General features: G+C 38.3%; 10 protein-coding genes and 1 tRNA gene. 9 read left to right on the forward strand and 2 right to left on the reverse strand.

The annotated features are described in order from the left end of the window. Window positions 1–71: 71 nt before the first annotated feature. The 3 genes from rpoC to LB467_RS08920 all read left to right on the forward strand — a co-directional run bounded on the left by rpoC (window position 72) and on the right by LB467_RS08920 (window position 6722). Window positions 72–4373: a DNA-directed RNA polymerase subunit beta' gene (rpoC, locus tag LB467_RS08910; protein ID WP_224473684.1), complete on the forward strand. Its 4302-nt coding sequence runs from the start codon at window positions 72–74 to the stop codon at window positions 4371–4373. A 265-nt stretch (window positions 4374–4638) separates the two neighbouring features. Then, a complete protein-coding gene (locus LB467_RS08915) occupies window positions 4639–4956 on the forward strand; it encodes a DUF3467 domain-containing protein (protein WP_093303787.1) in 318 nt (105 codons plus the stop codon). Window positions 4957–5126: 170 nt separating this feature from the next. Beyond that, window positions 5127–6722: a Ppx/GppA phosphatase family protein gene (locus LB467_RS08920; protein ID WP_224473685.1), complete on the forward strand. Its 1596-nt coding sequence runs from the start codon at window positions 5127–5129 to the stop codon at window positions 6720–6722. Between the two features lie 7 nt (window positions 6723–6729). Here LB467_RS08920 and LB467_RS08925 read toward each other — a convergent pair whose 3' ends face one another. Continuing rightward, window positions 6730–8100 (reverse strand): alanine/glycine:cation symporter family protein, encoded by a 1371-nt coding sequence (locus LB467_RS08925; protein ID WP_224473686.1) that lies wholly within the window; start codon window positions 8098–8100, stop codon window positions 6730–6732. A 103-nt stretch (window positions 8101–8203) separates the two neighbouring features. After that, complete coding sequence (locus LB467_RS08930; RefSeq protein WP_224473687.1) at window positions 8204–9793, reverse strand: peptide chain release factor 3; 1590 nt, start codon at window positions 9791–9793, stop codon at window positions 8204–8206. 207 nt (window positions 9794–10000) lie between these two features. Between LB467_RS08930 and LB467_RS19320 the strand changes: the two genes are divergently transcribed. From LB467_RS19320 to LB467_RS08960, 6 genes are all read left to right on the forward strand, one after another. Then, the gene (locus LB467_RS19320) at window positions 10001–11626 is read left to right on the forward strand and encodes an OmpA family protein (protein WP_224473688.1); all 1626 of its coding nucleotides are present in this window, start codon (window positions 10001–10003) and stop codon (window positions 11624–11626) included. A 104-nt stretch (window positions 11627–11730) separates the two neighbouring features. Beyond that, entirely contained in the window at window positions 11731–12249 is a 519-nt protein-coding gene (gene idi / locus LB467_RS08940) for an isopentenyl-diphosphate Delta-isomerase (RefSeq protein ID WP_224473689.1), read from the forward strand. After that, the gene (locus tag LB467_RS08945; RefSeq protein ID WP_224473690.1) at window positions 12246–12656 is read left to right on the forward strand and encodes a 6-pyruvoyl trahydropterin synthase family protein; all 411 of its coding nucleotides are present in this window, start codon (window positions 12246–12248) and stop codon (window positions 12654–12656) included. Before idi ends, LB467_RS08945 begins: the two co-directional genes overlap by 4 nt. After that, entirely contained in the window at window positions 12657–13115 is a 459-nt protein-coding gene (locus tag LB467_RS08950) for a peroxiredoxin (RefSeq protein ID WP_224473691.1), read from the forward strand. A gap of 64 nt (window positions 13116–13179) precedes the next feature. Continuing rightward, window positions 13180–13443 (forward strand): hypothetical protein, encoded by a 264-nt coding sequence (locus tag LB467_RS08955; RefSeq protein WP_224473692.1) that lies wholly within the window; start codon window positions 13180–13182, stop codon window positions 13441–13443. Window positions 13444–13452: 9 nt separating this feature from the next. Further along, window positions 13453–13526, forward strand: a tRNA-Thr gene (locus tag LB467_RS08960). Window positions 13527–13677 lie beyond the last annotated feature (151 nt).

Raw genomic sequence — 13677 nt, forward strand, 5'->3', positions numbered from 1 at the left:
ACTGTTTATAACGGGGTGTTACGGCACCCCAAAAACAGGTTTTTCACAATAATTATAGCAGCAGAGTTATTATGGCTAGAAATAATGATAAGAATACAGTAAAGAGATTTGATAAAATCTCTATCGGTTTGGCTTCCCCGGAATCTATCCTCGCAGAATCTCGTGGTGAAGTTCTAAAACCGGAAACTATCAATTATCGTACGCACAAACCCGAACGTGATGGTTTGTTTTGTGAGCGTATTTTTGGTCCTGTAAAGGATTACGAATGTGCCTGCGGTAAATATAAAAGAATACGTTACAAAGGAATTGTTTGTGACCGTTGTGGGGTAGAAGTAACTGAAAAACAAGTACGTAGAGACCGTGTTGGGCACATTAATTTGGTAGTTCCTGTAGCACATATCTGGTATTTCCGTTCCTTACCTAACAAAATTGGATACTTGCTTGGTCTTCCATCTAAGAAATTAGATATGATCATTTACTACGAACGTTATGTAGTAATTCAGGCAGGTATTGCTAAAAACGAAGAAGGAGAACCAATTAAGAAAATGGACTTCCTAACTGAAGAAGAATATCTAAACGTTTTAGATAGCCTTCCGCAGGAAAATATGTATTTGGAAGACAGCGACCCAAATAAGTTTATCGCTAAAATGGGGGCCGAATGTCTTATTGAAATATTAAGAAGAATAGATCTTAACGAACTTTCTTACGAGTTAAGGCACAAGGCAAATAACGAAACTTCAAAGCAACGTAAAACTGAAGCGCTTAAGCGTCTTCAGGTTGTAGAAGCTTTCCGTGATGCTAACAACAATCGCGAAAACCTTCCCGAATGGATGATTATGAAAGTGGTTCCTGTAATTCCACCAGAATTACGACCTCTTGTGCCTCTTGATGGTGGACGTTTCGCGACTTCAGATTTAAATGATCTTTACAGAAGGGTTATTATTCGTAACAACCGTCTAAAAAGATTAATGGAGATCAAAGCTCCTGAAGTAATTCTACGTAATGAAAAACGTATGCTTCAGGAATCAGTAGATTCATTGTTCGATAACACAAGAAAATCTTCAGCGGTAAAAACAGACTCTAACCGTCCGTTAAAATCGCTTTCAGATTCCCTTAAAGGTAAGCAGGGACGTTTTCGTCAAAACTTACTTGGTAAACGTGTAGATTATTCAGCACGTTCGGTAATTGTTGTTGGGCCAGAATTGAAAATGCACGAATGTGGTCTTCCAAAGAATATGGCAGCTGAGCTTTACAAGCCTTTTGTAATTAGAAAGCTAATTGAAAGAGGAATTGTAAAAACAGTAAAATCTGCCAAGAAAATTATAGATAAGAAAGAGCCGGTAGTATGGGATATCCTGGAGAATGTTCTTAAAGGTCACCCGGTATTACTTAACCGTGCTCCTACGCTTCACCGTTTAGGTATACAGGCTTTCCAGCCAAAACTTATTGAAGGTAAAGCGATACAATTACACCCATTAGCATGTACGGCTTTTAATGCCGATTTTGATGGTGACCAGATGGCGGTTCACTTACCGCTTGGGCCAGAGGCTATTTTAGAAGCGCAGCTATTAATGCTTGCTTCTCATAATATTCTTAACCCAGCAAACGGTTCACCTATTACAGTACCTTCTCAGGATATGATTCTTGGTCTTTATTATATGACCAAGTCCAGAAAATCTACAGACGAGGTTACGGTTAAAGGGGAAGGACTTACTTTCTATTCTGATGAAGAAGTGGTAATCGCTTACAACCAGAAGAGAGTAGACCTTAATGCCGAAATCAAGATTCGCGCAAAAGACTTTAATGAAGCCGGGGAATTAGTTAACCAAATTATAGATACTACAGTTGGTAGAGTACTGTTTAACCAAGCTGTACCAGAAAAAGTAGGTTATGTGAATACAGTATTAACCAAGAAAAACCTTAGGGATATTATTGGTGATGTACTGGCTAAAACCAGTGTTCCAGAAACCGGAGAATTCCTTGATGCTATTAAGGAAATGGGGTATGGATACGCTTTCCGTGGTGGACTTTCCTTTAGTTTAGGTGATATTATTATCCCTGAAGAAAAGCAATCTATGATTGATGAAGCTAACGAACAGGTTGAAGGTATTGTAGGAAACTATAATATGGGTCTTATTACCAACAACGAGCGTTACAACCAGGTTATTGATATCTGGACATCTACCAATGCCGGTCTAACCGAATTGGCGATGAAACGTATTCGTGAGGATAAACAAGGTTTCAACTCTGTGTTTATGATGCTAGATTCTGGTGCTCGTGGATCTAAAGAGCAGATTCGTCAGTTAACCGGTATGCGTGGTCTTATGGCCAAGCCTAAAAAATCTAACTCAGGTGGAGGTGAGATTATTGAAAACCCAATTCTTTCTAACTTTAAGGAAGGACTTTCAATTCTTGAATACTTTATTTCTACTCACGGTGCACGTAAAGGACTTGCCGATACCGCACTTAAAACTGCCGATGCAGGGTACTTAACCCGTAGATTGGTAGATGTTTCGCAAGATGTTATTGTAAATCAAGAAGACTGCGGAACTTTAAGAGGAGTAGAAGTTAAACCACTTAAAAAGAACGAAGAAATTGTAGAATCTCTTGGAGAACGTATTTTAGGACGTATTTCTCTTCACGATGTTATTAATCCTTCAAATAATGAAGTTTTAGTAGCTGCGGACGAAGAAATTACTTCAGAAATTGTTACTAAGATTGAAAACGCTCCAATTGAAAGTGTAGAAGTAAGATCTCCACTAACTTGCGAAGCTAAAAAAGGAATTTGTGTAAAATGTTACGGAAGAAACCTTTCTACTAATAAACTGGTACAAAGAGGTGAAGCTGTTGGTGTTGTTGCCGCGCAATCTATTGGAGAGCCGGGTACACAGTTAACACTGCGTACATTCCACGTTGGAGGTATTGCAGGTAACATTTCAGAAGATAACAAACTTGAGGCTAAATTTGACGGTATTGCCGAAATTGAAGATCTTAAAGTTGTAAAAGGAGAGGCTCCTGATGGTAGCCAGTCAGATATCGTGATTTCACGAACTGCCGAGCTTAAAATTAAAGACAAGAAAACCGGGGTGGTATTGAGTAACAATAACATTCCTTACGGTTCTCAAATCTTTATCGATAACGGTGCTGCAGTTTCCAAAGGTGATGTAATTTGCCAGTGGGATCCTTATAACGGGGTGATTATTTCAGAATTTGCCGGTAAGATCAAGTACGAAAATATTGAGCAAGGTGTAACTTACCAGGTAGAGATCGATGAGCAAACAGGATTCCAGGAAAAAGTAATTTCTGAATCCCGTAACAAAAAGCTTATCCCGACTTTACATATTTTAGGTAAAAAAGATGAAGTAATTCGCTCTTATAACCTTCCGGTTGGTGCCCACCTTATGGTAGACAACGAAGATAAGATCAAGGTTGGTAAGATTTTGGTTAAGATTCCGCGTAAATCTTCTAAAGCAGGGGATATTACCGGTGGTCTTCCAAGGGTAACAGAATTGTTTGAAGCTCGTAACCCATCTAACCCAGCTGTTGTTAGTGAGATTGATGGTGTTGTTTCCTTCGGAAAAATCAAAAGAGGTAACCGTGAGATTATCGTAGAATCTAAATTAGGAGAGGTTAAGAAATACTTAGTGAAGTTATCTAACCAGATCCTTGTTCAGGAAAACGATTATGTTCGTGCAGGTATGCCACTTTCTGATGGATCTGTTACTCCGGAAGATATTCTTAATATCAAAGGACCAAACGCGGTACAACAATATCTTGTGAACGAAGTTCAGGAAGTTTACCGACTGCAGGGTGTGAAGATTAACGATAAGCACTTTGAGGTTGTAGTAAGACAAATGATGCGTAAGGTTAGGATTCAGGATCCGGGAGATACTATTTTCCTTGAAAACCAGCTTGTTCATAAATCAGATTTTATCGAGGAAAACGATAAAGTCTTCGGAATGAAAGTGGTTGAAGATGCAGGAGAATCTGAAAACTTAAAACCAGGTCAAATCGTTTCACCAAGAGAGCTTAGAGATGAGAACTCATTGTTAAGACGTGAAGATAAAAACCTTGCTACTGCAAGAGACGTAACCGCTGCAACCGCTACACCGGTTCTTCAGGGTATTACTCGTGCATCGCTACAAACAAAATCGTTTATTTCTGCGGCTTCCTTCCAGGAAACTACCAAAGTATTGAACGAGGCTGCCGTAAGCGGTAAGATCGATAAACTTGAAGGATTGAAAGAGAATGTAATTGTAGGACATAGAATTCCTGCAGGTACAGGTATGCGTGAGTACGATAGCATTATCGTTGGTTCTAAAGAAGAATTTGACGAAATGATGGAACATAAGCAAGAAGTTAATTATAATTAATGCTTATAAAAGAGGCTGTCTAAAAAGTCTAATTTCGTCAAGCTGAACTTGTTTTCAGCTTCTAACATGTTTTGATTATTAACATCTTAGATTCTGAAATAAATTCAGAATGACGGGTTAAAAACTTTTCAGACAGTCTCTTTCTTTTTATAATATCAGGAATCCCGATCTAAAGTCGGGATTTTTTGTACTTTTATATTACACGCTAACCAAGATACTCCGAAGACTGCTTCGGAAACTTTTAAATAAAATTCAATCTAATATTATGAGTGAAGAAAAAAAGAAACCTAAAAAAGGTCAGATAAACATAGAACTGGATGAAGCTGTAGCCGAAGGAACTTATTCTAATCTGGCTATCATTAACCATTCTGTTTCAGAATTTGTGGTAGATTTCGTGAATATTATGCCGGGCAGACCTAAAAGCAAAGTAAAATCCAGGATCATTTTAACGCCACAACATGCTAAGCGATTATTGAAAGCTTTAAACGATAATATTCATCGGTTTGAAAAAGCCCACGGTGAAATAAGGGATTACGAAAAAGCGCCAATGCCATTAAACTTTGGTCCAACCGGCCAGGCTTAATTTAGCCGAAAAAAATTTTAAAAACCCCATAGATGTATAATTCTGTGGGTTTTTTTATTGCTTTTTATTTCGACTTTATAAACGCTGTAAAATTTTTTAGGAAATATTACCTAACTTAGAAGTATAGCAATCTAGACTGATTTTTTCTTCAGCTTAAAATTTTATATACGATGACCGATAAGGCTACCGATTCTGAACCTAAAAAACGAATAGCAGCAATAGACCTTGGAACTAATTCATTCCACGCGGTATTGGTAGATATTTATCCCGATGGCAGTTTCCGTACGGTTAATAAACTCAAGGAAATGGTTATCCTGGCCGAAAAAGGCCTGGAAGACAGGTTGAGCCGGGAGGCAATGGATCGCGGATTGGAAGCGCTTAAAAGGATTAAGTTTTTATGCGATAGCCATAATGTGGAAAATATTCTTGCTTATGCAACTAGCGCAATTCGTGAAGCAGAAAATGGGGGTGATTTTATTAAAGAAGTGGGGGAGCAGGTTGGAATTAGGGTACGGGCTATTTCAGGAAAAATGGAAGCAGAAATGATTGGTCTTGCCATAAGGCATAGCATCGTTTTAAACGAAGAAATGGTGCTTATGGCGGATATTGGAGGTGGTAGCGTTGAATTTATTATTGGTAACGATAAAGAATTTATTTATTACAATAGTTTAAAATTGGGAGTTGCCAGGATGGCTGCTGCCTTTGTAGAAACAGATCCTATTGAAGAAAAAGACATTAAAAACCTACAAAAACATTTTGAGAAGGAACTGGCAGAAATAAAAAAGCTGGCCAAAAAACATAATGTAAAAACGATTATTGGTTCCTCCGGTACGATGGAAAATATTGGGGAAATGATAGCGGGTAGAAAATCACTTACTGCTAAAATGAGCCTGAATGAACTGGAAGTCGGCGCAGATGATTTTAATGAGTTATATTCTGATTTTATTAAACTGAATAAAAAGAAACGTCTTAAAGAAAAGGGTTTAGAGGAAAAACGGGTTGATATTATAAATCCCGGGATGGTTTTAGTGAAATTTCTGGTAGATAAATTTAAAATTGAAAACATTAAAATTTCTGAAGGCGCACTTCGGGAAGGAATGATCCTGAATTATATCAATAATAAAAAGGAACAGCTTAACCTGGACCTTGTCGCTAATTTTAAGGATCCACGTCGTAGAAGTATTTATGAATTATTGCGAAAGTGCAATTGGCCGGAAGCGCATTCCAAACACGTCTCTAATTTTTCCTTGCAGCTTTTTGATGAATTTAAAGAAGAACTAAAACTAAAAGAATCTGACAGGGAATTGCTGGAATATGCGAGTTTACTACACGATATAGGTTATTATATTTCATACCGAAAACATCATAAACACGCGCTCTATCTTATCAGGAATTCCGATTTACTTGGCTTTAAGGAAGATGAAATAAATGTTATGGCTAATGTAGCGAGATATCACAGGAAATCTATTCCGCATAAGCGACATACACGCTATAAACAATTGAGTAAAAAAAACCGAAAAAGGGTTAAAAAGCTTTCTGCCCTGTTAAGGGTTGCCGATGGTTTGGACCGTAGCCATTATCAAAACGTTCAGAAACTGGAAATCAATAATAAAAAGGAAAATATCAATCTGCTTATCACAACACAAGCCGATCCTGAATTAGAAATATGGGGAACTTTGCGTAAAGGAGAATTACTAGAAAAATTAACCGGCAAAAAATTAAAGGTTTTCAAGGTATTAAAGAAAAAGAAAGCCAAGTCTGAATAGTCGAAAATTAATCTTTGTATTTTTTAAAATAAATTCTTGCAGCCTTCATTACACGGGGAGCAAGAATTAACGTTGAGATCATTGTTGGGATGGCCATTAAGGCAAAAAAACCATCAATGAGATTAATCATCATGCTTAATGAAGTAGTAGCTCCTAACAGTATGCTTACGATATAGAAATAATTGTAATAGTGTTTGTTTTCTGCACCGGCCAGGTAAGAAAGGCATTTTGTTCCGTAGTAAGAAAACGAGAACAGGGAAGAAATACTAAAAGCCGCAATACAAAGCAACAATAGATAATCTCCAACATAGGGGATAGAATCTTCAAAAGCGGCTGCGGTTAAGCTTACCCCGTTTACATCTGAAGTTTGCCAAATTCCCGTAACCAGGATACAAAGTGCTGTTAGGGTACATACCACTAAAGTATCAATTGCCGGCCCCAACATCGCAACAAGTCCTTCCCGAACAGGTTCTGAAGTTTTACTGGCTCCGTGAGCCATTGTCGCAGTTCCTATACCCGCTTCATTAGAAAAAGCACCTCGTCTTACTCCAAGAATAATCAAGCCACCCAGTACGCCGCCGAGCATAGGTTCGCCTTTGTAGTTTTCAGCAGCAAAAGCATCGGTAAAGATTGTAGAGAAATAGTAAGGAACCACATCATAATTGACAATCAAAATAATAATCACCGAAATAAAATAAAGAGCTACCATCGCAGGCACTAATCTGGAAACGGTTTTACTTATGCGCTGTAAGCCTCCAAGGATAACTATCGAAGTGAGGATAACTAAAATAATCCCAATAATAAGATTTGTTCCGAAACCGGTGGGAATATTATTCGGTTCCAGCAAAATGAAGTTTATAGCCTGGGTAAGTTGATTTACATTGAAAACCGGCAAGGCGCCAATAAGCCCTGCGACGCTAAAAAAGACCGCTAAAAACTTCCATTTCTTACCCAGGCCTTCTTCAATAAAATACATCACCCCGCCCTGAATATTCCCCTGGGTATCTTTACCACGGTACATAACAGCGAGGGTATTGGTGAAAAATTTAGTGGCCATTCCAACCACCGCGCTAACCCAAAGCCAGAAAATAGCACCCGGGCCACCTAATGCTATAGCTACGGCTACACCAGCTATATTTCCCATTCCTACGGTAGAAGAAAGGGCAGTTGAAAGCGACTGAAAATGGTTTATTTCACCGGGATCGTTGGGATTATTATATTTTCCGCGTAAGAGATCTAAGGAATGCCCTAAATATCGAAATGGAAGGAAATTAGATAAAATTAGGAGATAAAATCCGCCGCCAATTAATAAAATTACTAAAGGAAGTCCCCAAACCGCCGAGGCGAATTGGGAAACAAATTCATCTAATTCATTCATAAAATCTCAATTATGCTGAAAATATATGAAATTAAGGACTATTAAACACAGCGCGCTATTAGGTTTCTTTTGGCCTAAGCATTATTAGCTTAAAACCAGAAACTTAAAATTCTGAAGTGAAATGGAATTTAATCGAACGATATTTATCCTGGGTCATTTGCAATGAGAATTGCGAATCTGCCAAAAATACCAATTGCCCTTTTTTATCCTTCGCCAGGAACTTTGATTTTAGTCGTTTAAAATCTTTAAATTCTTCACTCTTTTCATCTTCGGCTTCTACCCAGGTGGCTTTGTAAACGTTTAAGTTCTCGTAGGTACATTTAGCACCATATTCGTGTTCCAACCTGTATTGAATAACTTCGAACTGAAGCGCTCCCACGGTTCCTATAATTTTTCTTCCATTTAGTTCCAGGGTAAACAGCTGCGCCACCCCTTCATCCATCAACTGGTCAACTCCTTTGGCGAGTTGTTTTGATTTCATTGGGTCGGCGTTATTGATATACCTAAAATGTTCAGGCGAAAAACTTGGAATTCCACGGTAATTTAAATTTTCTCCTTCGGTAAGGGTATCCCCGATTTTGAAATTCCCGGTATCGTGAAGCCCTACGATATCTCCGGGATAGGAAATGTCTACAATTTCCTTCTTTTCGGCGAAAAAAGCATTCGGACTTGAGAATTTCAGGTTTTTATTATGTCTTACGTGTAAGTATGCTTTATTCCGCTCAAAAGTTCCAGAAACAATTTTTATAAATGCCAGCCTGTCGCGATGTTTGGGATCCATATTGGCGTGGATCTTAAAAACGAAACCTGTGAATTTATCTTCGTCAGGCTTTACCAAACGCTCTTCACTTTGCTTAGGTCTTGGAGTAGGAGCAATATTTATAAAGCAATCCAACAATTCCCGAACCCCAAAATTATTTAAAGCTGAACCAAAAAATACCGGTTGCAACCTTCCTTCAAGGTAAGCTTCTTTATCGAATTCAGGATATACGCCCTGAGCGAGTTCAAGTTCTTCTCTTAAATTATCAGCTGAAGTACTTCCAATGAGTTCATCTAATTGATCAGAAGATAAATCGGAGATTTCTATAGTATCTTCAATATCTTTTTTAGGGTCACCGGTAAATAAGTTTACATTCTTTTCCCAAATATTGTAAATCCCTTTAAAATCGTAGCCCATTCCAATGGGGTAACTTAAAGGTGTTACGGTAAGATTCAGTTTTTGTTCAATCTCATCAAGTAATTCAAAAGCATCTTTCCCTTCCCGGTCCATTTTATTGATAAAAACGATCATCGGAATGTTTCGCATTCTACAAACCTCTACCAGTTTTTCGGTTTGTTCCTCCACACCTTTGGCAACATCTATAACTACAATAACACTATCTACGGCAGTAAGGGTTCTAAAAGTATCTTCAGCAAAATCCTTGTGACCCGGAGTATCCAGGATATTGATTTTTATGTCCTTATACTCAAAACCTAGAACCGAAGTCGCTACCGAAATTCCCCTTTGGCGTTCAATTTCCATAAAGTCACTGGTAGCACCTTTTTTGATCTTATTAGATTTTACCGCCCCGGCTTCCTGGATAGCACCACCAAACAGTAGCAATTTTTCGGTAAGCGTGGTTTTACCCGCATCGGGGTGGGAAATAATTCCAAAAGTCCTTCTTCGTTTTAGTTCTTTTTGAAAACTCTTCATCTATAAAAATATTAATGGGGTCTTAGTCTGCTGTACTTATTATAATGCGGAATCCTTTTTGCTAAATGTAAATCAATAGCTTTTAGGCCAGGTAATTCAGCGCTGCAAAAGTACTATTATTTTGAGGAAAATTAAGGATAATTTAAAAGCTCCTTTTCCTGAACTGGCTCCAGGGTTTTAGCAAAAATCTGTTAAAAACCTCTGGCTGTGAAAACATTCAGTAATTTTACAATTATGGGGCAGTATCTAATAAGATTAATAGTATTTTGGAGTGTGTTGCTAACAGGCTTTGATTTCTTTGCGCAACCCGGCGAGCAACGTATAGCTCCCGGAGCCTATGTAATTAATATGGGCGTAAATCCTCAAACCGCAGAAAATACTTTACAGGCTTACGGGTTGGTCTATGAAATGCTGAAAAATGAAAATATTGAAATTAAATGGGCCATCAACCCGAAGAAAATAAAAGATGGGGCAGATTTCACCTACCGCGATAAAACTTTTAGGGGGAGTGCGTTTATTATCCCGGTTTCTTATTTAACTGAAGATATAAAGAAATTAATTACCTCGTGGGAAGAAAAGGGAATTGTGGGGCTTTATTTAGAGGAATCGATCAGCGTTCCGGTTTTCACCAACTTGTCGGTAGCGCCACGATGGACTTTAGACCGGGAAAATGGCTTTATAGCTTTGCCTTTTTTTAAGGCTGCTGCAATCCCGGAAGACGCTTATGGCGGAAGTAATAAAAGAAATTGGAAATCTCCAGAAGATCTTGGGGTTTGCGATGATATTTTTGTGATGCCTCACGCCGATCCCGGGTTTAACACCCATAAAAACCTTTATCGATGGAATAAAAAGTATAAGGGAGCAATTTGGGCCGGTTGTCATGCAGTGAGTAAATTAGAAAACCTTACAGGAAATATTAAACTTCAGGATAGCGATAGTACAGAATTTATTCAGTTAAACTTTTTGAGTTCCGGGTTTCCGGGAGCACAGAGTGCGGGTCTAATTCCCTTCCGGGAACACCGGCACGGTACACCACCATATCAAAATTTGCTACCTGGAGATCCTGTTGCGCAATATATTGGCAGTCCGGATAAGGCACATTTAAACGGGTCAGAAAGAATTTTCCTTCCGAAGAAAATAAACCGGTGGCGGAAAGAGACGAAGAAAGTTCTAATAGATGAAGATGCACCGGATATCCCTAAAATTGCTGAAGATACAGCTGTTGTTACCGCCTATGGTCATGCTTACGGAAATCTGGATAACGGATTAATAATGTACCAGGCAGGACATAGCATTTACGGGAAGGATCCTCAGAATATTTCTGCTATGCGGGCCTTTTTTAACTGGAGCTTTTATGCTGCAGAATTAAAACGGAGAAAAAACGAGCTGGAATTTGAAAACCTGGAAGGCTTCCCGGTTGTGGACGCTAAAGTTGGTGATGAGCTTACCGGTGTACTTAGGTTAAATCCAATTCATTTTGACATTGATAAAGCTGAAATTAGGCAGGGAGATAAACCGGCCCTGGATAGTATTGCGGCTTTTATGCATAAACAGCCGGCACTTTTGCTTGATATTAGATCTCATACCGATAGCCGTGCTAACGATGCTTATAATCTGGAACTTTCAGAACGAAGGGTTAAGGCAACGATTCAGTATTTAACGGAAAAAGGAATTTCAGGTTCAAGGATTACAGGAAGAGGTTATGGAGAAACCGAATTGGTAAATAATTGTGGCAATAATAGCAAGTGCACTGAAGCCGGGCACGAAAGAAACAGGCGATCTGAATTTATTCTGGCTATAGATTGTGATTTGTATTCACAGGAAGAATTATAATATAAGTGACCTTTATTCGTGGTAAATAATGAAACATAATTTTAGGAAATGTCGACTTGTAAAACCCGCGCTTCATTTCGTACATTTGACATTCAAAAAAGAAAATGGGAACAGATCAGGTAATATTAGTTAACGAAAAGGACGAGCAAATTGGCTTGATGGAGAAAATCGAAGCTCATGAAAAAGCCTTGTTGCACCGGGCATTTTCAGTATTTGTCTTTAATGAAAAAGATGAGCTAATGATCCAGCAGCGGGCGCACTCTAAATACCATTCTCCGGGATTGTGGACCAACACTTGTTGTAGCCACCAGCGGGAAGGGGAAAGCAATGTTGCCGCCGGAAAAAGAAGACTTCAGGAGGAAATGGGCTTTAGTACGGAATTAGAAGAAATTATGTCTTTTATTTATAAAGCTCCTTTTGATAACGGACTTACCGAGCACGAATTCGACTATATTATGATTGGGAATTATGAAGATGATCCCAAGCCCAACCCTGATGAAGTGTCTAACTGGAAATGGATGAGCCTGAATGCGATAAAATCTGATATGGAAGTGAATCCTGGAGTTTATACGGAATGGTTCAAAATTATTTTCGATAAATATTATTCAAGTATTCAAAAATGAGGCTAAGCGTACATAGAAAAGCTCATTTTAATGCGGCGCATCGACTGTATCGCAAAGATTGGAGTGATGAGAAGAACCTGCAGGTTTTTGGAAAATGCAGCAATCCACACTATCACGGGCATAATTATGATCTGATAGTGAAGGTGACCGGCGAGATAGACCCTGAAACAGGTTTTGTTATGGACCTTAAACGGCTTAAAGACCTCATCTACGAAGAAGTGGAAGTACCTTTTGATCATAAAAACTTAAATGAAGAGGTAGCTCCTTTTAAGGAACTTAATCCTACGGCTGAAAATATTGCGGTGGTGATTTGGAATAAAATCAGGGAGAAATTAAAACCTGAGCTCGACCTGGAGATCACTTTATACGAAACTGCTCGTAATTACGTAACCTATAAAGGAGAATAGATGGCACTTAAAATTGGCGATAAATTACCGAGATTAACTTTAAAAGATCAGGATGGAGATAACTACCAATTTTCAAGAGTAGAAGATAAAGCTTTGGTAATATTTTTCTATCCAAAAGATTTTTCTCCGAGTTGTACCAAAGAAGCCTGTAGTTTCAGGGATCATTATGAAGAATTCCAGGATTTGGGTGCTGAGGTAATTGGGATAAGTACAGATAATGAAAACTCTCATAAAAAGTTTGCTACTAAACACAAACTTCCGTTTGTGCTACTTTCAGATAAAGAAAAGCGCGCCCGTAAAGCTTTTGGTGTAAAACCGGGATTACTTGGCCTGCTTCCGGGAAGGGAAACATTTGTATTTGATAAGGACAAAAAATTAATCCACAGATTCAATAGTATGGGAGCTTCCCAGCATATTCCCGAAGCGCTTAATTCACTTAAAGAGATTCAGGAAAAATAATTTTTAAGCATGCTGTAATTTGTATTAAAAAATACTCTAAATTCGCAGCCGAAATTTAAGTGATATGGCAAGTAAGAGATTATTAAAAAGAGATGTTAATTACGTAATGGGAGACATTATTGATGCAGCATACATACATCAAATGGCTAACCCTGAAGACGCATCTAAAACTGAAGCGATTGTAGACGAAGCCATTGCAGAATTTGATGAATTGATCACTAAGATCAACCAAAAGGATGTAGAAAATAAAAAGCAACATTTTAAAGCGGTAGAAAAGGAGCTGGAAGTAAAAGCTGAAGCCCTAATCGTAAAGATAAACGCTTTATAGAGATTACTGGCCGATGTAGCTCAGCTGGCTAGAGCAGCTGATTTGTAATCAGCAGGTCGTGGGTTCGAGTCCCTCCATCGGCTCTAAAAAAAACCTCTCAATTTTTTGAGGGCACTGAAAAACTATCTCCTTTGAGGTAATTTTATGAAGGCGATCAAGCAAAAATATATTTTTTGACTTGGTCGCTTTTTTTATTGGTGATTTTTAAGGTGTAGATATTTTTATTATTCTATG

This window comes from Salegentibacter tibetensis, assembly GCF_020164485.1.
GTDB lineage: Bacteria > Bacteroidota > Bacteroidia > Flavobacteriales > Flavobacteriaceae > Salegentibacter > Salegentibacter tibetensis.

Coding starts and splice junctions, on each gene's coding strand:
- LB467_RS08950 (WP_224473691.1), top strand. CDS start 12,657: ATGGCACTTAAAATTGGCGATAAATTACCGAGATTAACTTTAAAAGAT.
- LB467_RS08920 (WP_224473685.1), top strand. CDS start 5,127: ATGACCGATAAGGCTACCGATTCTGAACCTAAAAAACGAATAGCAGCA.
- LB467_RS08945 (WP_224473690.1), top strand. CDS start 12,246: ATGAGGCTAAGCGTACATAGAAAAGCTCATTTTAATGCGGCGCATCGA.
- idi (WP_224473689.1), top strand. CDS start 11,731: ATGGGAACAGATCAGGTAATATTAGTTAACGAAAAGGACGAGCAAATT.
- rpoC (WP_224473684.1), top strand. CDS start 72: ATGGCTAGAAATAATGATAAGAATACAGTAAAGAGATTTGATAAAATC.
- LB467_RS08930 (WP_224473687.1), bottom strand. CDS start 9,793: ATGAAGAGTTTTCAAAAAGAACTAAAACGAAGAAGGACTTTTGGAATT.
- LB467_RS08915 (WP_093303787.1), top strand. CDS start 4,639: ATGAGTGAAGAAAAAAAGAAACCTAAAAAAGGTCAGATAAACATAGAA.
- LB467_RS08955 (WP_224473692.1), top strand. CDS start 13,180: ATGGCAAGTAAGAGATTATTAAAAAGAGATGTTAATTACGTAATGGGA.
- LB467_RS08925 (WP_224473686.1), bottom strand. CDS start 8,100: ATGAATGAATTAGATGAATTTGTTTCCCAATTCGCCTCGGCGGTTTGG.